Annotated in this window: 18 protein-coding genes and 1 pseudogene; 8 read left to right on the top strand and 11 right to left on the bottom strand. The window is 68.6% G+C overall.

The window, feature by feature from the left end; all coding sequences use genetic code 11:
* The first annotated feature begins 21 nt into the window (after nucleotides 1-21).
* From J2852_RS12255 to J2852_RS12265, 3 genes are read left to right on the top strand one after another with little or no spacing between them, the layout of a single operon-like run.
* Nucleotides 22-441 carry a bacteriohemerythrin gene (locus tag J2852_RS12255; protein ID WP_209875724.1) on the top strand — a complete coding sequence of 140 codons (420 nt, stop codon included), beginning with the start codon at nucleotides 22-24 and terminating at the stop codon, nucleotides 439-441.
* Nucleotides 442-496: 55 nt separating this feature from the next.
* Nucleotides 497-3094 (top strand): TIGR02302 family protein, encoded by a 2598-nt coding sequence (locus J2852_RS12260; protein WP_209875726.1) that lies wholly within the window; start codon nucleotides 497-499, stop codon nucleotides 3092-3094.
* 25 nt (nucleotides 3095-3119) lie between these two features.
* Nucleotides 3120-3266, top strand: coding sequence for a hypothetical protein (locus J2852_RS12265; protein WP_209875728.1), 147 nt, complete (start codon nucleotides 3120-3122; stop codon nucleotides 3264-3266).
* Nucleotides 3267-3268: 2 nt separating this feature from the next.
* Here J2852_RS12265 and J2852_RS12270 read toward each other — a convergent pair whose 3' ends face one another.
* Entirely contained in the window at nucleotides 3269-3940 is a 672-nt protein-coding gene (locus J2852_RS12270) for a zinc-ribbon domain-containing protein (protein WP_209875730.1), read from the bottom strand.
* Between the two features lie 117 nt (nucleotides 3941-4057).
* On the opposite strand from J2852_RS12270, the gene ftsE reads away from it, so the two are divergent.
* The 5 genes from ftsE to J2852_RS12295 all read left to right on the top strand — a co-directional run bounded on the left by ftsE (nucleotide 4058) and on the right by J2852_RS12295 (nucleotide 9569).
* Nucleotides 4058-4738 (top strand): cell division ATP-binding protein FtsE, encoded by a 681-nt coding sequence (ftsE, locus tag J2852_RS12275; protein WP_209875732.1) that lies wholly within the window; start codon nucleotides 4058-4060, stop codon nucleotides 4736-4738.
* Between the two features lie 13 nt (nucleotides 4739-4751).
* Entirely contained in the window at nucleotides 4752-5645 is an 894-nt protein-coding gene (locus J2852_RS12280) for a cell division protein FtsX (RefSeq protein ID WP_209875734.1), read from the top strand.
* A 16-nt stretch (nucleotides 5646-5661) separates the two neighbouring features.
* Nucleotides 5662-6303: a YdcF family protein gene (locus J2852_RS12285; protein WP_209875736.1), complete on the top strand. Its 642-nt coding sequence runs from the start codon at nucleotides 5662-5664 to the stop codon at nucleotides 6301-6303.
* A 12-nt stretch (nucleotides 6304-6315) separates the two neighbouring features.
* A complete protein-coding gene (locus J2852_RS12290; protein ID WP_209875738.1) occupies nucleotides 6316-7092 on the top strand; it encodes a lysophospholipid acyltransferase family protein in 777 nt (258 codons plus the stop codon).
* A gap of 119 nt (nucleotides 7093-7211) precedes the next feature.
* On the top strand, nucleotides 7212-9569 hold the full coding sequence (locus tag J2852_RS12295) for an adenosylcobalamin-dependent ribonucleoside-diphosphate reductase (RefSeq protein WP_209875740.1): 2358 nt from the start codon (nucleotides 7212-7214) through the stop codon (nucleotides 9567-9569).
* Between the two features lie 316 nt (nucleotides 9570-9885).
* On the opposite strand, the gene J2852_RS32355 is transcribed toward J2852_RS12295, so the two are convergent.
* The 10 genes and pseudogenes from J2852_RS32355 to minD form a co-directional block, all read right to left on the bottom strand.
* The gene (locus tag J2852_RS32355) at nucleotides 9886-10206 is read right to left on the bottom strand and encodes a transposase (RefSeq protein WP_425514365.1); all 321 of its coding nucleotides are present in this window, start codon (nucleotides 10204-10206) and stop codon (nucleotides 9886-9888) included.
* Nucleotides 10166-11338, bottom strand: coding sequence for an aminotransferase class V-fold PLP-dependent enzyme (locus J2852_RS12300; protein ID WP_209875742.1), 1173 nt, complete (start codon nucleotides 11336-11338; stop codon nucleotides 10166-10168). The genes J2852_RS32355 and J2852_RS12300 overlap by 41 nt, the downstream gene beginning before the upstream one ends.
* A 21-nt stretch (nucleotides 11339-11359) precedes the next feature.
* Nucleotides 11360-11716, bottom strand: a complete 357-nt coding sequence (locus J2852_RS12305; protein ID WP_209875744.1) for a cupin domain-containing protein — start codon at nucleotides 11714-11716, stop codon at nucleotides 11360-11362.
* Nucleotides 11713-12711: an N-acetyl-D-Glu racemase DgcA gene (gene dgcA, locus J2852_RS12310; protein WP_209875749.1), complete on the bottom strand. Its 999-nt coding sequence runs from the start codon at nucleotides 12709-12711 to the stop codon at nucleotides 11713-11715. The genes J2852_RS12305 and dgcA overlap by 4 nt, the downstream gene beginning before the upstream one ends.
* Before the next feature lie 94 nt (nucleotides 12712-12805).
* Nucleotides 12806-13855 (bottom strand): methyl-accepting chemotaxis protein, encoded by a 1050-nt coding sequence (locus J2852_RS12315; RefSeq protein ID WP_209875750.1) that lies wholly within the window; start codon nucleotides 13853-13855, stop codon nucleotides 12806-12808.
* Between the two features lie 416 nt (nucleotides 13856-14271).
* A pseudogene (locus J2852_RS32360) lies at nucleotides 14272-14763 on the bottom strand (methyl-accepting chemotaxis protein); the annotation flags it as partial.
* A gap of 793 nt (nucleotides 14764-15556) precedes the next feature.
* The gene (locus tag J2852_RS12325; RefSeq protein ID WP_209875752.1) at nucleotides 15557-16081 is read right to left on the bottom strand and encodes a PAS domain-containing protein; all 525 of its coding nucleotides are present in this window, start codon (nucleotides 16079-16081) and stop codon (nucleotides 15557-15559) included.
* 200 nt (nucleotides 16082-16281) lie between these two features.
* Entirely contained in the window at nucleotides 16282-17649 is a 1368-nt protein-coding gene (locus J2852_RS12330; protein WP_209875753.1) for a CRTAC1 family protein, read from the bottom strand.
* A gap of 430 nt (nucleotides 17650-18079) precedes the next feature.
* Nucleotides 18080-18520, bottom strand: coding sequence for a cell division topological specificity factor MinE (gene minE, locus J2852_RS32365; RefSeq protein ID WP_209875755.1), 441 nt, complete (start codon nucleotides 18518-18520; stop codon nucleotides 18080-18082).
* Nucleotides 18517-19332 carry a septum site-determining protein MinD gene (minD, locus tag J2852_RS12340; RefSeq protein WP_209875757.1) on the bottom strand — a complete coding sequence of 272 codons (816 nt, stop codon included), beginning with the start codon at nucleotides 19330-19332 and terminating at the stop codon, nucleotides 18517-18519. Before minD ends, minE begins: the two co-directional genes overlap by 4 nt.
* Nucleotides 19333-19378: the final 46 nt, after the last annotated feature.

Raw genomic sequence — 19378 nt, forward strand, 5'->3', positions numbered from 1 at the left:
TAACCCGACGGGGGAACTCCCATGGACTGGGATGCGGCATACGCCATCGGGCAGAGCGCCGTGGATGGCGATCACCAGAAACTCTTCGCCCTGTTCAACCAGTTCAGCGACGCGGTCGCGGCCGGGGAGACGCGGGAGTCCGCTAATCGATTCCTGCGCGAACTCGCCGACTATTCCGAATATCATTTCAGGCGTGAGGAAGGGCTGATGCGCGGGGCCGGTTATCCGGACTTTGACAAGCACAAGCGCATGCACGACACCTTCGCCGATTTCGTGCGCAAGCAGTCCACCACCGGCGAGCACGACCGGGAGGAGGTGCAATTCCTTCTGAACTACGTCGAGATGTGGTTGTGCGGCCATATTTTGGTCATGGACAAGTGGTTCGGTGAATGGCTTGACGGTCGGGCCGGGAAAAACGGCGCCGCCGGGCCTATATCCTGACGATGCTCCGGCCGCCGCTCCCTTACGGCCGGTGCCGGACGGGACGGAGTGCGGCATGAGCGACGGCAACAACGAGTTCCGCTTTCCCCGGCGGAAGGACACCCCACCGGCCGAACGTTCGGCGGAACCGCGCTTGCGGCTGTGGCAGGCGCGCGCCGCCCTGGTCTGGGAACGGGTGTGGCCGGCCGTCTGGGCGCCCGTGGCAATCGCCGGGGCCTTCGTCGCTCTGGCGCTGATGAACCTGCTGCCGCTGCTGCCGGGATGGCTGCACGCGATCGTGCTGGCGCTGTTCGCCGCCGCCTTCGCACTGACTCTGGCGCTCGGGCTGCGCGGCTTGCGATTGCCGAACGAGGAAGCGGCTCGGCGCCGGCTGGAGCGTGACAGCGGCTTGCCCCACCGCCCCCTGCACGTGCTGCGCGACCGGGCGGCGGGCAACGACCCCACCGCCGCCGCCCTGTGGCAGCTGCACCAGGAACGGATGCGCGCCGCCATGCGCGGCTTGCGCGTCGCCTGGCCGATGTCGGACATCGCGGCGCACGACCGCTACGCGTTGCGCGCGCTGGTCGTGCTGGCGCTGATCGCCGTGGGCGGTGCCACTTGGGGCGACTGGCGCCCGCGCCTCGTCGCCGCGCTGAACCCGCATCTGGGCGGATCGGCCGGGGCGTCGGTGGCGGCGCTCGACCTCTGGGTGACTCCGCCGGAATACACCGGCCTGCCGCCGATCTTCCTGAAATCCGCCAGCGCGGCGCATGCCCCCGCCCTGCCCAACCCCGTGCCGGTGCCGAAGGGCAGCCTCGTGCTCGCCCGCGTGTCCGGCGGCAGCGGCACCCCGACGCTGGAAGCCGGCGACAAGTCGGCGGCGTTCGAGGCGGTGGACTCCGCCACCTTCCAGATCCAGCAGCCCATCGAGGCGGGCGCGCGCATCGCGGTGACGCAGGGCTCGCGCACGCTGGGATCCTGGGCGGTGCAGGTGATCCCGGACGCTCCGCCCACCGTCTCCTTCGCCAGCCCGCCGGCCAAGGGGGAACGGGGGGCGCTGCGGCTCGACTATGCCGCGCATGACGATTACGGGCTGGCCGAGGTGAAGGGCGTCGTCCGGCTGGCGGTGGCGGACGGGGAGGCTCCGAACATCGATCGGACGCCGGTCGAGCTGCCGCTGGCCCTGCCCGGCGTGCGGCCCAAGGAGGCGCGCAACGCCGGCTTCCACGACCTGACCTCGCACCCCTGGGCCGGGCTGAACGCCGCCATCCGGATCACCGCCACCGACGGCGCCGGCCAGACGGGCAGCACCGAGGAGTTCCCGATGGTCCTGCCGGAGCGGGTGTTCAACCACCCCGTCGCCCGCGCCATCGTGGAGGAACGCAAGAAGCTGACCCTGCGGCCCAAGGAGTCGCGGGTCGAGGTCGCCCGCGCGCTAGCCGAGCTGTCGGCCCGGCCCAGCCTGTTCGGCGGGGACATCGTGGCCTTCCTGGCGCTGCGCACCTCGGTCGGGCGGCTGCTGCTGGACGAGGAAGGGGCGTCCATCCCCGAGGTGCAGAAGGTCCTGTGGGAAACCGCGCTGCGCATCGAGGACGGCGGCCTGTCGCTGGCCGAGCGCGACCTGCGCGACGCCCAGCAGCGGCTGGCCGAGGCCATGGACCGCAATGCGTCGGACGAAGAGCTGAAGAAGCTGATGGACGAGCTCCAGCAGGCCATGGACAAGTTCATGGAGGCGATGGAGCAGCAGTTGCGCGAAGCGCTGGAGCGCGGCGAGCAGATCCCCATGGTGCCGCCGGAAATGGCCGACCGCATGATGGATCGCCAGGATCTCCAGCAGATGATGGACCAGATGCGGCAGATGGCGGAGACCGGCGCCCGCGACGCGGCCCGCCAGATGCTCTCGCAGCTTCAGCAGATGCTGGAGAACATGCGCTCCGGCGCCATGGCCCAGATGCAGCAGCAGGGCGGCCAGAACGAAGCCTGGGAGATGATGCGCGAGTTGCAGGAGCTGGCGCAGAAGCAGCAGCAACTGCTCGACCAAACCTTCCGCCAGCAGCAGGAGCAGATGGGCCAGCAGGACGGACAGCAGCCGCAGGCCGGTCAGGGGCCGCGCGGCCGCCAGGGGCGCCAACAGGGGCAGCAGGGGCAAGGCCAGCAGGGCCAGACCGGCAGCCCGCTGATGCAGCAGCAGGCCGAACAGCAGGAAGCCCTGCGCCGCCAGCTGGGCGAGCTGATGCGCCGCATGGGCGAGGCGCAGGGCGACATCCCCCGCCCGCTGGGCCGCGCCGAGCGCGCCATGCGCGACGCCGGACAGGCGCTCCAGCAGGGGCAGCCGGGCAACGCCGTACCGTCGCAGACCCAGGCGATGGACGAGCTTCAGCAGGGCATGCAGAGCTACGCCGAGCAGATGATGCAGCAGATGATGGGCCAGCAGGGGCCGGGCATGATGGGGCAGCAACAGGGCCAGCCGCAGCGCCAGGGCCGCAACCGCGACCCGCTGGGCCGCCGCCCGTCGGGCTACGGCAGCTACGACGGCAACGACGTGAAGATCCCGGAGGAGGCCGAGCTTCAGCGGGCGCGGGAAATCCTGGACGAGCTGCGGCGGCGGTCCGGGCAGTACACGCGCCCCCAGATGGAGCGCGAGTACATCGAGCGGCTGCTGAAGCAGTTCTGAGTATTAAAGCGGATTTTCTTTGGTCTTGGACGCAACTTTTTCTGCCGTCATGCCCGGACTTGATCCGGGCATCCATGCGACGCTGAAGCGTGGTCGTTATGACGTGGATGACCGGGTCAAGCCCGGTCATGACATTGAAGAGACGCCTTTGGCCAACGGAAATCCGCTGTGATTTCAGCTGCCTTCAAAGGTGATCATCACCTCGACCACCGCGCCGGGGTCGGGCTGGGCGTCGCGGAAGGTGGCGACCTCGCCGGGAAGGAGCTGGGTGGCCGATGCCTCGATGCTCCAGCTCTTGACCGGCTTGCGGTCCTGGCCGAGCGAGACGGCGCGGACGTGCGGCACCGGGCGGATCACGTCGGACACGTTGATGATCTGCCCGTCCACGATCAGCACCGGCGCACCGCCCTCGGTCTTCTGCTCGGAGCGGACGTTCTGAAGCTGGAGGCCAGCGCCCGGCGGCTCCACCGGCAGGCCGGCCGTCTCGTAGAACAGGGCGGACGGCGGCCACAGCCGCACGATCTCCTGCCGCGCGAAGAAGCCGGCGGCCCCGGCCAGCCCCAGGACGGCGAGGAAGACGCCCCAGCCGACCAGCGCGCGCCGGGTCGCCGCCTTGTCGCGCGGCGGTTTGGACGGCTTGGCCTTGTCCTTGGTCTTGGGAAGCGGGCGGGAGGCGCGGACTTCGGTGACATCGTCGGCGAGGGAGAAGCTCGGTGCCTCCTCCTCGATCGGCTGCTGCCACCAGATGTGGCCGCACTTGGCGCAGCGCACCTTACGCCCCTGCGGCCCCACCGACGAATCGGCCAGGGTGTAGCGCGTGGCGCAGGTGGGGCAGGAGACGATCATCGCGGCCGGTCACGGTCACCGAAATTGCAGAATGTCCTTATAGGTAGGTATGGAGTATGAAGCAAGGAACGGCACGGCGGCGGACAAGCTGCCGCTCCTCGGTGCATTGGTGAGACCGTGATTCGTTTCGAGAACGTTGGTTTGCGTTACGGCACCGGGCCGGAGGTGCTGCGCGACATCAGCTTCACCCTGCCGCCCGGCTCGTTCCATTTCATGACCGGAGCCAGTGGTGCTGGCAAATCGTCGCTGCTGAAGCTGATGTACCTGGCGCACCGCCCGTCGCGCGGGCTGATCACCCTGTTCGGCCGCGACATGGCGCGCGCCAAGCGCGGGGACCTGCCCGCGCTGCGCCGCCAGATCGGCGTGGTGTTCCAGGATTTCGCCCTGCTCGACCACCTCTCCACGCTCGACAACGTGGCGCTGCCGCTGCGCATGAGCGGCGCATCCGAGGCCGACGTGGTGGAGCACTGCACGGAAATCCTGCGCTGGGTGGGGCTGGGCAACCACCTGCACGCCCTGCCCTCCACCCTGTCGGGCGGGCAGCAGCAGCGCGTCGCCATCGCCCGCTCGGTCATCAACCGCCCACGCCTGCTGCTGGCCGACGAACCCACCGGCAACGTGGACGACGGCATCGGCATGCGCCTTCTGTACCTGTTCGAGGAGCTGCACAAGCTGGGCACCACCGTGGTCATCGCCACCCACAACGAGGCGCTGATCCGCCGCTTCGACCACCCGCGCCTGCATCTGGAGAACGGGCGCCTGCACGTCATGCCGGCGCAAGCCGCGCGCTGGGCCTGAGGGGACGACCACGATGGCCCTGCCCCTCTACCGCAAGCGCTTCGACCTGCCGCTGGCGAAGGATCCGACCTCGCGCTTCCTGACGTGGCTGACCGCACTGATAGTCTATCTGGCGGCGCTGGCGCTGGCCGGCGCGCTGGTCGTGTCGGACATGGCGCGGCGCTGGGACAGCGGGCTGGCCGGCGGCCTGACCGTGCAGATCGCGCCGCTGCCGGACGCCGCCGCGTCGCCGCTGAACGAACGGGTGGAAGCGGCGCTGACCGTCCTGCGCTCCACCCCCGGCGTGAAGACGGCCAACGCCCTGACCTCGGACGACACGGCGCGGCTGCTAGAACCCTGGCTGGGGCCGGAGGCGGCCGACCCGCTGCTGCCCATGCCGCGCCTGATTGACGTGGTGACGGACGGGCCGGTGGATGTGGATGCACTGACCCTGCGGCTGAAATCCGCGGCGCCGGGAGCGACCCTGGACGACCATGCGGTGTGGCTGGCGGATCTGCGCAACTTCGCGGGCGCGGTGCATCTGGCGGCGCTGGGCGTCGTCGCGCTGATCGGCGGGGCCGGCGTCATGGCCGTGGTCTTCGCCGTGCGCGCCGGTCTGGCGATCCACCGGCATGTGGTGGAGCTGCTGCACCTGATGGGAGCGACCGACCGCTATGTCGCCCGGCAGTTCGAGTCGCACGTCATGAGCCTGACCCTGCGCGGGGGACTCGGCGGGCTGGGGCTGGCGCTGGCGACCCTGGTCGGGATCGGGCGGGCCTCGGCGGGGCTGCGCGCCAGCCTGCTGCCAAACGTGTCGCTGGAGGTCTGGCAGATGGGACTGCTGGCCATTGTGCCGGTGATGGCCTGCCTGCTGGCCATGGTCACCGCGCGCTGGACCGTGCTGCGCACGCTGGAGACTCTGCCGTGACGCGGGAGCGCTGACCATGGCGCGGTTTCACCCGCAACGGAACGGCGTGGCGCGAACGTTCGGACGGCTGGCGCTGATCACGCTGGTCACGGCGCTGGTGTGGGGCGGCGGGCTGGTCTGGTTCGCTTCCGGCATTCCGCGCACGCCGCCCGCCCCGGACAGCCCCGAGGCGACGCGTGAGACCGACGCCATCGTCGTGCTGACCGGCGGCAGCGGGCGGTTGGGCACCGGGCTGGAGCTGCTGGCGGCGGGACGGGCGCGCAGGCTGTTCGTGTCGGGCGTCTACGAGGGGCTGGACGTTCAGGAACTGCTGAAGATGTCGCGCCAGTCGCCGAGTGAGGTGGAATGCTGCATCACGCTGGGCTACGCCGCCGAAAGCACCATCGGCAACGCCTACGAGACGGCCGACTGGATGCGCGAGCAGGGCTTCGTCTCCATGCGGCTGGTCACCGCCAACTATCACATGCAGCGCAGCCTGCTGGAATTCCACATGGCCGCCCCGGAGATGGAGGTGGTGCCGCACCCGGTCGCCTCGCCCCACGTGCATCTGAACGACTGGTGGCTGTGGCCGGGCACCGCGAACCTGCTGGTCAACGAGTACAACAAGTACCTGCTGACGCTGCTCCGCTATCAGCTTGAGAAGCTCCTCGAATCCTGACAAGTTCGCCGCATGATCTTCCTGCGCTCCCTCGTCTTTAACATCGCGTTCCACGTCTGGACGGCCATCGTCTGCATCGGGCTGCTGCCGACGCTGCTGCTGCCCCGAACGGCCATGATGCGCGCGATCATCGGGTATTTCCGGTCCGTCGCGTGGCTGGAGCGGACCATCGTCGGCATCCGCTATGAGGTGCGGGGGCGTGAACACGTGCCCACGTCCGGCTCCTTCATCCTGGCCGCCAAGCACCAGTCGGCGTGGGAGACGATGAAGCTCCACCTGCTGGTGAACGATCCCGCGATCATCCTGAAGCGGGAACTGATGTGGATTCCCATCTGGGGTTGGTACGCCGCCAAGTCCAAGATGATCGCGGTGGACAGGGGCGCGCGCGGCCGGGCGGTCGCCTCGCTGGTTAAGAACTCCAAGCCGGTGCGCGACCAGCGCCGCCCCATCGTCATCTTCCCGCAGGGCACGCGGGTCGCCGTCGGCGCCTATCGGCCCTACCGGATCGGCGTGGGCGTGCTGTACGAGAATCTGGACATCCCCATCGTGCCGATGGCGCTGAACGCCGGGCTCTACTGGGCGCGGCACAGCTTCATCAAGCGGCCGGGCACCGTGGTGGTGGAGTTCCTGCCGCCGATCCCGCCGGGCCTGGGACGCGCCCGCGTCATGCAGGTGCTGGAGGAACGGCTGGAAGCGGCCAGCGACCGTCTGGTCGTCGCGGCCGGCGGCCCGGCGACAGTGCGGCCGGAGCCGGAGACGGCACCCCCGGTCGCCACCACGGCCGGCTGAGCGCCGATCGGGCATCACGGAACATAAGCGGAACCGCCGGGTTGACCGGGCAAGGGCCGCCTCTTAGTCTTCGGGACAGGAACGGGCGGGCCGCGTGGGTCCCGCGCGAGGGAGGACACATGTCGGGCATCGCCGCCATTTCCCAGCAGATCTGGGACATGAAGTACCGCTTCAAGACGGCCGATGGAGAGCCCATCGACCGGACGGTCGATGACACCTGGATGCGCGTCGCCGCCGCGCTGGCCGCCCCGGAGGCCGAGCCGCAGGACTGGGCACCCCGGTTCGAGGACGCGCTGTCGCGGTTCGAGTTCCTGCCCGCCGGCCGCATCCTGGCCGGGGCCGGCACCGGCCGGTCGGTGACGCTGTTCAACTGCTTCGTCATGGGCACGATCGAGGACGACCTCGGCGCCATCTTCGCCGCCCTGCGCGAGGCGGCCCTGACCATGCAGCAGGGCGGCGGCATCGGCTACGACTTCTCCACCATCCGCCCGAAGGGCGCGCCGGTGAAGGGCGTGGGCGCCGACGCGTCCGGCCCGCTGTCCTTCATGGACGTGTGGGACAGCATGTGCCGCACCATCATGTCGGCCGGCGCCCGGCGCGGCGCGATGATGGCGACTCTGCGCTGCGACCACCCGGACATTGAGGATTTCATCGACGCCAAGCGTGAGCCGGGGCGGCTGCGCAACTTCAACCTGTCGGTTCTGGTCACCGACGCCTTCATGGACGCGGTGAAGGCGGACAAGCCCTGGCCGCTGGTCTTCGGCGACCGCGTCTACCGCGTGCTGCGCGCCCGCGACCTGTGGGACCGCATCATGCAGGCGACCTACGCCTACGCGGAGCCGGGCGTCATCTTCATCGACCGCATCAACGAGCGGAACAACCTGCGCTACGCCGAGGACATTTCCGCTACGAACCCCTGCGGCGAGCAGCCCCTGCCCCCCTACGGCGCCTGCCTGCTGGGCTCCATCAACCTCGCCGCGCTGGTGCGCGACGCGTTCGAGGAGACGGCGCGGCTGGACACCGACCGGCTGCGGGAACTGGTCGCCCTGGCTGTGCGGATGATGGACAATGTGGTGGACGCCTCGCGCTTCCCGCTGGCCGAACAGGCACACGAGGCGCGGACCAAGCGGCGCATCGGGCTGGGCGTAACGGGCTTGGCCGACGCGCTGATCCTGTGCCGCGTCCGCTACGGCACCGACAAGGCCGTGGCCCTCACCGAATCCTGGCTGAAGACGGTGCAGAACGAGGCCTATCGGGCGTCGGCGCTGCTGGCGGCGGAAAAGGGCGCCTTCCCGCTGTTCGACCGCGACGCCTACCTCGCCGCGCCGATGGTGCAGGCGCTGGACGCCGACGTGCGCGCCCTGATCGAGCAGCACGGGATCCGCAACGCGCTTCTGACCTCCATCGCGCCGACCGGGACCATTTCGCTGTTCGCCGACAACGTGTCGTCGGGGATCGAGCCGGTCTTCTCCTACACCTACCAGCGCACGGTGCTGATGCCCGACGGCACGCGCCGGACGGAGGAGGTGAGCGACCACGCCTACCGCCTGTTCCGGGCGAAGTTCGGGGCCGACAGGCCGCTGCCCGACTATTTCGTGGACGCGCAGACGCTGTCGCCGGCGGAGCATGTGGTCATGCAGGCGGCGGCGCAGCGGTACGTGGACAGCTCCATCTCCAAGACCATCAACTGCCCGGAGGATCTGCCCTTCGACGCCTTCAAGGACGTGTACCGGCAGGCCTACGAGCTGGGCTGCAAGGGCTGCACGACCTACCGGCCGAACGCGGTCACCGGCTCCGTCCTGACGGTGAAGAAGGAGGAGGCCAAGCCGGCCGCCGTTTCGGAGACCGGGGCGGAAACGCACGCCGAGACGGCGGCGCTGCGCGGGGAACCGGGGGCGGTGGTTTACATGACCAAGCCGCTCGACCGGCCGGAGGCGCTGCCCGGCGAGACCTACAAGGTGCGCTGGCCGGACAGCGACCACGCCATGTACATCACCATCAACGACATCATCGAAGCCGGCCGCCGCCGTCCGTTCGAGGTGTTCATCAACTCCAAGAACATGGAGCATTACGCCTGGACCGTGGCGCTGACGCGCATGATCTCGGCGGTGTTCCGGCGCGGCGGCGACATCAGCTTCGTGGTGGAGGAGCTGAAGGCGGTGTTCGACCCGCGCGGCGGCGCCTGGATCGGCGGGCGCTACGTGCCGTCGCTGCTGGCCGCCATCGGCGACGTGATCGAACGGCACATGAAGGCCATCGGCATGCTGCCGGAGCCGGACACGCTGGTCGCCGAGGCGGCGCGCAAGGCGATGGGCGATGGGGAAACGGCCCAGCCGGACGCGCCGGAGGGAGCCAAGCCGGGTTCCCCCCAAGGGTCCAGGGGGCTGCAATGCCCGAAGTGCGGCCAACCGGGACTGATCCGACAGGAAGGCTGCGACAGCTGCCTCAACTGCGGCTATTCGAAATGTGGCCCGTGATCCGGGCCATCGCGTGATGCTGGGACTGTGTCGGTTTACGCACAAACTGGGAATGACACCCCATAAGCCGAGAACCGGCACCCCATAAAATGAGAATTTGATAGGGAAAACTGAAAGGGCCCGAATGGCCCCTTTCAGGTTCTCGGCACAGATTAGCGGCCGCTAAAGCTGCCCCCCCGTCGTTCCGAGCAAAATTCTCCAAAGTGGCTGCCACAGTCGGGTCGGAATAGAAAATGTTTCTCCGAAACCCGCTGGCTTCGGCGATGCCGCGCCGGGCGATGCGGGGGAAACCGTTGCGCTCGGCGAGGACGTGACGCTAGGTGTCGGGACGCTCGGCTCCGGTCAAGGCACTTGGCCCACGCCGCCGCCTGCAAGAGCACAGGCAGGAGGCGGTCCAAACGCCCACGTCCTGCCAGTCGCGCAAGCGCCGCCAGCAAGGTCGTCCCCGAGCCACAGCCCATCTCCACGGGCGGGGGCTCCAAGGAAGGCCGGTCTTCAGCACGAACAGAATGCCGGTGAGCGTCTCACGGTTGCCCATCAGTGGACGGCCGCGGCTGGATGGGGGTACGCCGCAGCAACGGCTCACAAGCAACGGTTCACAAAGCCCGCACCGCCGCGACCAGCCGCTCCACCTCATCCTCGTCGTTGTAGTAGTGGGGCGAAGCGCGGACGAGGTCGGTCAGGCCACGCGCGTCCATGTCGAAGCGGGTGGAGGGCGCGGTCGAAACGGAAACGTTGATCCCCTGTTCGCCCAACGCCGCCTTCACCCGAGCCGACGCTGCGCCGTCCACCGTGAAGGTCACGATGGCGCAGCGCTCGGTCCCCAGATCGTGCACCGTCACGCCGGGAACGGCGGAGAGTTGCGCCCGCAGACCGTCCGCCAGCGCGAAGGCCCGGTCGCGGATCGCTTCCAGCCCCCAGGACAGCGCATAGTCCACCGCGACGCCCAACCCGATGCGGGCGGCGACGTTGCTTTCCCACATTTCGAAACGGCGGGCGTCGGGACGCATCTCGTAACGGTCGGGGGCGACCAGCGTGGCCCCGTGCAGGTCGAGCGTGTGCGGCTCGATGCGGTCGAGCCAGCTCTTCCGCACATAGAGAAAACCCGTGCCGCGCGGCCCGCGCAGGAACTTGCGCCCGGTCGCCGACAGGAAATCGCAACCCAGTTCCTCCACGTCCAGCGGCATCTGCCCAACCGCTTGGCAGGCGTCGAGCAGGTAGGGGATGCCGTGCCGGCGCGCCACGCGGCCGATGGCGGCGGCCGGGTTGACCAGCCCGCCGTTGGTCGGGATGTGGGTGATGGCGATCAGCCTGACCCGCTCGTCGATCATCGCCTCCAGCGCCTCGACCGACGTCTGTCCCCGCTCGTCATTGGGGATGACCTCGACCACCGCGCCGGTGCGCCGGGCGGTCTGAAGAAAGGGGATGATGTTGGCGGAATACTCGGCCCGCGCGGTCAGGATGCGATCGCCGGGGCCGAAGCTCAGCGCGTTGAAGGCCATGCCCCATGCCACCGTCGCGCTTTCGACCAGCGCGATCTCCTCGCGCGACGCGTTCAGCAGCGCCGCCACGGCGTCGTAGGTGTTTTCCAGCCTCAAAGCGTTACGCGCGGCGGCCTCGTAGCCGCCGATGCGGGCTTCCAACTCCAGATGCTCGGCAACCGCGTCGATCACCGGCTGCGGCGGCAGGGCGGCGCCGGCGTTGTTGAAATGGGTCACATGCCGGGTGCCCGGCGTCTCGGCGCGGGCGCGCGCGACGTCGATGGTCATGGTTCCTCCCCGTTCGTTTCTTCAGGTTTCTTGTTCGCCGATATGAACGGCCAGCCAGACGGTCGTTTGTTCGGGATCGGTCCAGGCCACGCGGTGGCGGGTGCGCGCGGGGATCATTGCCCAATCACCGGGGGCGAGAGGACGTTCCCCCTCCCCTTCGACCTCCAGCCGCGCCGCGCCCTGCACCACAAGCACGAATTCGTCCCAGCCCTGATCGTACCAGAAGCCCTCGGGCGAAGCTTGGCCGGTGGAGACGATCCGCTCAATGCGCACATTGCCGGAGGCCGCCAGGGTCGTGAACAGCTCGTCCGGCAGCGAGACGGGCAGCAGCGGGCCGGACGGCAGACCGCGCAGCAGGCTGCCGGCGGGGACGCTCACCCCCAGAGTTCCGGAGCCGGCGGGTGCAGCACCGCCCCGTCGTAGGTCAGCGCCGGGGTGCGGTCCTCGGCCAGCAGCAGCGGCCCGTCCAGGTCCACGAAACGTGCGCCCTGCGCCACCAGCACGGTCGGCGCCATGGCCAGCGAGGTGGCGACCATGCAGCCGACCATGATGTCGAATCCCGCCGCTTCGGCCGCCTGCTTCATCAGCAGTGCCTCGGTCAGGCCGCCGGTCTTGTCGAGCTTGATGTTGACAACCTGATAGAGCCCCTTCAACTGCTCCAGCGAATCGAGCCCGTGGCAGGACTCGTCGGCGCCCAGCGGCACCGGGCTCTTGTAGCCGCGCAGGGCCTCGTCCTGGCCGGCGGGCAGAGGCTGTTCGATCATCTCGACGCCGAGGTCGGCCAGCACCGGCGCGAAGCGTTTCAGCTGGTCGAGCGTCCAGGCCTCGTTGGCGTCCACCACCAGCCGGGCGGCGGGCGCGGCCTCGCGGACGGCGCGGACGCGGTCCAGGTCGCCCTCCCCTGTCAGCTTCATCTTCAGCAGCGGATGGTCGGCCGCCCGCTGGCGCGCCGCCTCGGCCATCCTGGCCGGTTCATCGACGCTGAGGGTGTAGCAGGTGACGAGCTTCTTCGGCGCGTCCGGCAGGCCGGCCAGCCGCCACGCCGGCTTGCCCGCCCGTTTGGCCTCCAGGTCCCACAGGGCGCAGTCCAGCGCGTTGCGCGCGGCACCCGCCGGCATCAGCGTGCGCAGCCGTTCGCGGTCCAGACCGGCGGCGACCTCCCCCGCCATCGCCTCCAGCGCGGCGGCGACGCCCTCCACGGATTCGCCGTAGCGGGCATAGGGCACGCATTCACCGCGCCCGCGCCTGCATTCCTCCACCACCTCGGCCATCACCACCTCGGCCTCGGTCTTCGAGCCGCGGGAGATGCGAAAGGTGCCGGCGATGGGGAAAGTATCGCGACGAACGTAGAGACGGCGATCTGAGGCGGACATGCAGGAACTCCAGCAACGCGGCGGGATCGGAGTTTAATTCAACCCGTCGGGATGACCAGAGCACCCTGGGAATGCCTGCCTTACCCTCCCCGCCTTACCCAAGATGGCCGCCCTTTTCCGCATCCTGGACGATCACCCCGTACCAGCCGAGCCCCTTGTAGGTCTCGTACCCCGGTGTCAGGGCATAGCCGATGGTGCGGCCGTTCGCTTCCAGATAATGGCCCATGGTGCCGCCGCCCCGGCGCAGCGGTACGGTTTCGGTCAGCAGACCGCGCCCGTCGGACGATGCGATGACCCGGTGCCGCGCGTCGAGCAGCAGGCAGCGCGAGCGGGCGCGCTCGCCCTCTTCCAGCCGGACGCCCTCGACCACGGCGGCGGCCTGCGGTTCCCAGTCGAAGAAGATGCCCAGCACGCCGATGGCCTCGCCGTCCGTCTCGCCGCCACGGCGGATCGCGGTAGCGTAGGTGGCGACCACCCGGTCGTCCAGCCGGGCGTTGCGGGTGACGTCGCCGACCGTGAATTCCCCACCGTTGCGGGTGGCCAGCGCCTGCCGAAACCACGGCTCGTCGCCGACGCGGGCGCCGATGGCGCCACGGTAGCGGTCGGGCCGGCCGGTGGCGATGACGTTGCCGTCCAGGTCGGCGACCCAGAGGTCGAGATAGACCGTGTAGGACTCCAGGATCACGCCCAGCCGTTGGGAGGCGTGGCGGCGGTTTTCCACCGTGGGGTCGGCGGCGCAATCGACCACGGCGCTGTCGGTTGCCCACCAGCGCACGTCGCAGGACCGTTCGTACAGGTTGCGGTCGATGATCTCGATCATGTTGAGCGACAGGTCGGCGAGGCGCTTGCCGTGCATCTCCCGCACCATGGCGCTGCCGGTGGTGGTCAGGTGATCGACGCGCGCGACGATCTCCGACCGCAATTCCCTAGTGATGCTGTTCACCTGGGTGGAGATCTCCGACACCTCGTTGGCGACCACCGCGAAGCCGCGCCCGGCGTCGCCGGCCCGCGCTGCCTCGATCAGCGCGTTCATGGCCAGCATCTTGGTGCGGCGCGTGATGTCCTCGATCAGGGACACCTTCTTCGACGCGACGTCGAGAACACCCCGCGACAGCTCGAACAGTTCGTTTCCCGCCACGCTCATCCCGGACACCCTCATCGATTTAAAAAGTATGTAATTTTAGGGACGCCCCTGTGCGGCAAGACTCAATCAATTGGCGTGCCAACCACAACCGACACCGCCTTGCCGGACGCAAGCCCCTGACACCGAACGAAAAACGCCCAAGCGCCATCGATAGCCACAATTTAATTGAGGGATTATTTTCCGTTTCAGTGATGAAATCAGCGTCAGTTTGGAGCCGGAACAGCCACAAGGAGGGCGCGGGCACCCTTTGGCACGCCGCCGATGGCAACCGCTCCACCCGGCGCACGCGTGCGTCGCAACATAGGAACGAGATTAGGATAAAAATCGATGGATTGTGTCGGCGCGACGGCGTCCGCCGCTTAGGCATATGCCCATGTTTTGAGCATATGCCTTTCAAAGAACCAGAGGCGCCGCGATCAGGCCACCTTGTGCATCTCGTCCAGGAAGACCTGGACCTCGCGGGTCAGGCGGTCGGCCTGGGCGGCCATCTGCTCCGACGCGGCGAAGACATCATGCGCCGCACCGCTGGTGCGCTCGGCGGCATCGGTAACGTCCTGGATGTCGTGGGTCACCGCGCGGGTGCCGGCCGCCGCCTGCTCCATGTTGCAGACGATCTCGCGGATGGCCGAGCCCTGCTGGTCGATGGCGGCGGCGATGCCGCCCGCGATGGCGTTGATGTCGTGGATGGTGTGGCCGATGCCGACGATGGCGCCCACCGCCTCCTCCGTGGAGGCCTGGATGCCGGCGATCTGGCCGGCGATCTCGCCGGTCGCCTTGCCGGTCTGGTCGGCCAGCCGCTTGACCTCCTGCGCCACCACGGCGAAGCCCTTGCCGGCCTCGCCCGCCCGCGCCGCCTCGATCGTGGCGTTCAGCGCCAGCAGGTTCGTCTGGCTGGCGATGTCGTTGATGAGGGTGACCACCTCGCCCACCGTCCTGGCCGCGTCCGACAACTGGGCGACCAGGGCGTTGGAGCGCTCCGCCTCCCCGGCGGCGGTGCCGGCGACACGGGTGACATGCCCGACCTGACGGGCGATCTCGCCGATGGAGGCGGACAGCTCCTCCGTCGCGGCGGCCACGCTGCCGACGCTGGAACCGGTCTGCGCCGCCGCCGCCGCGACGGAGGACGCCTTGCCGGTGGCGGTCTGGGCGTCCGTCTCCATGGTGCGGGCGGACATCTCCAGATGATGGGCGGTGCCGGCAACCTCGGCGCAGACGGCGCGGATCTGGTCCTCGAACCGCTCGGTCACGCCGGCGAAGCCCTTGACCTTCTCGGCGATGGCGTCGGTTGCGGTGTTGATGGTGCGGCTGGCGTGCAGGAAGTTGCCCTGCATGCCCTTCAGCACGATGCGCCGGAAATACTTGTTGGCCGACACGTAGCTCATGGAAGCCGCGGCCTCGCGGATGAAGGCGTCGGTGCGGTCGATGCTGTCGTTCAGGGCGTGCATCATCTCGCCCAGGTCGCCCTGTTCGCGCACGTTGACCACGCGGGCCTCGAAATCGCCGCGCGCCACCGCCAGGCACACCGCCTTGGCCTGCGCCACGGCGGCCTGGGCGCGGACCATGCACAACCCGACGCCGGCCAGCGCCACCAGCGCCGCCCCACCGAGCCCGAGCCGCAGGACGATGCCGCCGACGTCCGCCACGTCGGCGGCCAGCAGCGCCGCGACCAGCCCGGCCGCCACGACCGCCAGGGCGAAGGCCCTAGAGAGAGAAGACGAATTCGTCATACCCGATCCCCTTCTCGGTCAGCAGGCTGAGGACGGCGGCGAAGGCTGCCTCCATGCCCTGCTTGCGGTCGGCGTGCTTATTTTCGATGTCCAGCAGCGTGCGGTAGAGCGGCACCACCTTGTCGATGGCCGCGCGGTCCGGCACCCGGCGCGAGGAGTGGTAGCCGATCAGCTGGCCGTTCACGTCGTAGCTGGGCGTGACGTGGGCGAAGACCCAATAATGGTCGCCGTTGCGCGCCTTGTTGACGACGTAGGCGAAGATCTCCTGCCCGGCGCCCAGCGTGTCCCACAGCAGCTTGAAGACGCAGCGCGGCATGTCCGGATGGCGCACGATGGAGTGCGGCGCCCCCATCAGTTCCGCTTCCGTGTAGCCGGCCACGCGCTGGAAAACGCGGTTGGCGTAGGTGATCCGGCCCTTGAGGTCGGTCTTCGAGACGATCACCTCGTCCACATCGAAGAACCGTTCCACCCCCGTCAGGGCAACGTCGCGTCGTGCCATGCTGTTGCGGTCGCCGGCCGGACGGCACGGCACCCCTTATTGTTTGGGTTGTGTTACAGAACGTTTATCTCCCACCCACGCGCACCCCGTTAGAGCGGCGCCGGCACATGCAAATTAAGGGCGGGGGACGTTACAGAATAGTTTAAATTTGTTGCCGCGATGAAATGTCTCCACCGCGGACCCGAATTGATCTGTCCCGATCACTCCGGCGGATAGGGGACGGTCAGCAGGCGCCCGGCCGGCGGATTGTCGATCATGGCGATCATGCCGTCGGGCCAGCGCACCTCGATGCGCTCCACCGCATGGACGCTGCCGAGTCCGAAATGGGCGACCGGCTCCATCTCGCACAGATAGCCGGACCCGGCGCAGATGGCGCGGCGCTGGCGGCGCCCGCCGGCAAAGCAGGTGACCACCGCCCCGCGCGCCGGCGCGCCGTGGGGGGTCAGCGGCAGCACGCGCATCCAGCCGTTGTTGTTGGGCGCCGTGCGGTAGAGCGACAGCGGCTGCGCCGTGCCGTCGCCATGGGCGATGAGCAGTTCCAGCCGGCCGTCGCCGTCGATGTCGGCCACCACCGCGCCGGTCCCCATGCCCTTGGGCTCCAGCGCGTCGCCCAGATCGACGTCCCGCCATTCGTCGTCGCGCCGGGCGAACAGGCGGTTGGGTTCGCCGTGCAGGTTGAAGAACAGCTCCTCGTAACCGTCGTTGTCGAAGTCGGCGGCGATCACCGTCGCGACCCGGCCGGGAAAGGACATGTCGGCGTTCGCCGCGTCCACGAAGCCGCCGCCGGAGCGTTGCAGGAACAGGCGCTGCGGCCCGTCCCACGCCCCCACCAGCAGGTCGAACACCCCGTCGCCGTCCGCGTCGAAGGCCGTCACGGCGCGCGCGGCAAAGCGGGAATCGGCGATGCCGCGCTCCTCGGCGATCTCCTCGAAGGTGCCGTCGCCCAGGTTGCGGAACAGGAAGTTGGGGTTGCCCTCGTTGCAGGCGAACAGGTCCATGCGATCGGACAGGAACGGCAGGCTGACCAGCCCGCGCCCGGCGGCGATCATATCGATGCCCGCTTCCTCCGCTGCATCCTCCAGCCGGCCGCGCCGGCTCAACTCGAACAGGCGGAAGGGCGCGCCGTCCAGCGCCACGACGAAGCCGTAGCGCCCATGCCCGTGCCGGTCGAGCGCAGCCACCGAGCGGCCGGCGACGCGGTTGGCCATGCCGGCGTTCTCCGGCTGGGCCAGAAGGTCGAGCCAATGCTTCCCGAAACAGGCGAACAGGCGGTCGCTCATCTCCTTCGGCCCGCTCGCGCAGTCGGAGTTGAGGACGTAGATCTCCTCGCGCCCGTCGCCGTCCACGTCGGCGGCGGCGGCAGCGATGGCGCAGCCCGTGGGATCGGCCAGCAGCGGGTTGGCGATGTCCACCAGCGCTTCGCCGTTCCACTTCAGGACGAGGTTGTTGGTGCGATAGCCCGTGACCACCAGTTCGAACGCGCCGTCGCCGTCCACGTCGGTCACCGCGATGCCGTTCGACAAGCGTGGTTCGTTGCCGGCGATCAGCCGCGAGCTATCGATGAACATCGATTGCCTTCCCCCGTCCCGTGATGGCCGCCCGTGGTTCGGGCTTGTTCTTCGTAGATACCCCTTCGAACGTCGGGCGTAAACCCGGACGGAGGTTCAATGCCGACGCGAGAGCGGATGTATGCCGGGCAGTTTTGGGGGAGGAAACAGAAAGCGCGCCGTTCGGGTCAGAACCTCAGACAGAATGACCCGTCATTCCCGTGGAAGCGCACCTCCGAGAACGGCACCGGCGTTTTACGGAGCTGGCGACTCCCCAATTCGTCATTCCCGCGAAGGCGGGAATCCAGGCCGGACAAGCACTTGTACGGGAAAGGTCTGGATCCCCGCCTTCGCGGGGATGACGATGAGGAAAGGAATCACTCCGAGGACAATGTTCCACCGGACAGCTATTCGCTTTCGCGGGGATGACGCAGAGCCATGAAGGGGACGATCAACGCCGCTTCTTGATGCCGCCGTTGGTCAGGGCGTTGCCGCCGGCCGCCAGCTTGACGGGTTCGGACGAATCATCCTCGTCCTCGTCGTCCTTGTCTCCGGCCTTACCGTTGGCGGAACCGCCGACGGGCTTGGCGTCGCCCGGCTTCGCGGCGGGCTTGCCCGGATCCTTCGGCGCCTTCACGGCGTCGCGGCTCGGCAGCTCGATGTTCAGCTCCAGGGTCGAGCAGTCGCCGCCGCGGTCCAGCTTCACCTCGACCTTGTTCTGGTCGATGTCGATGTACTTGGCGATGACCGACAGAAGCTCCTGCTGGAGCATCGGCAGATAGTCCGGCCCCGTGCGCCCGGCGCGCTCGTGGGCCATGACGATCTGCAACCGCTCCTTGGCCTGCACGGCGGAGGGCCGCGCAGCCGCGCGAAAGAAATTGAAGATGCTCATGCGGTCCTCCGCAGGAGGCGGCTGAACAGGCCCTTCTTCTGGGGCGTGACGAAGCGGTGCTCCACGTCCTCGCCCAGGAAGCGGGAGACCGAGTCGGTGTAGGCCTGACCGGCGTTCGACGCCTCGTCCAGGATGACCGGCATGCCGACGTTGGAGGCGCGCAGCACCGCCTGGCTTTCCGGAATGACGCCGAGCAGCGGGATCGCCAGGATCTCCAGAACGTCGTCCACCTTCAGCATCTCTCCGCGCTCGACGCGCTCCGGATCGTAGCGGGTCAGGAGAAGCTGCTGCGTGACCGGCTCCAGCCCCTGCTCCGCCCGGCGCGAGCGGGAGTTCAGAACGCCCAGGATGCGGTCGCTGTCGCGCACCGAGGAGACCTCGGGGTTGGTCACGATGATCGCGTGGTCGGCGAAGTACAGCGACATCAGCGCGCCGCGCTCGATGCCCGCCGGGCTGTCGCAGAGAACGTAGTCGAACTCCTTGGTCAGCTCGTTCAGGACCTTCTCGACGCCTTCCTTGGTCAGGGCGTCCTTGTCGCGGGTCTGCGAGGTCGGGAGGATGTACAGGTTCTCGATGCGCTTGTCCTTGATCAGCGCCTGGCTCAGCTTCGCCTCGCCGTTGATGACGTTGATGAAGTCGAACACCACGCGCCGCTCGCAGCCCATGACGAGGTCAAGATTGCGCAGCCCGACGTCGAAGTCGATCACGACCGTCTTGAAGCCGCGCAAGGCGAGTCCGGTCGCGAAAGCGGCGGACGAAGTCGTCTTGCCGACGCCGCCCTTGCCGGAAGTCATGACGATGATCTTGCCCAACGGAGCTTCTCCCACGTTCCTAAAAGTTGCCGCCAACAGGTCCAGT

Source organism: Azospirillum soli (genome assembly GCF_017876165.1).
GTDB lineage: Bacteria > Pseudomonadota > Alphaproteobacteria > Azospirillales > Azospirillaceae > Azospirillum > Azospirillum soli.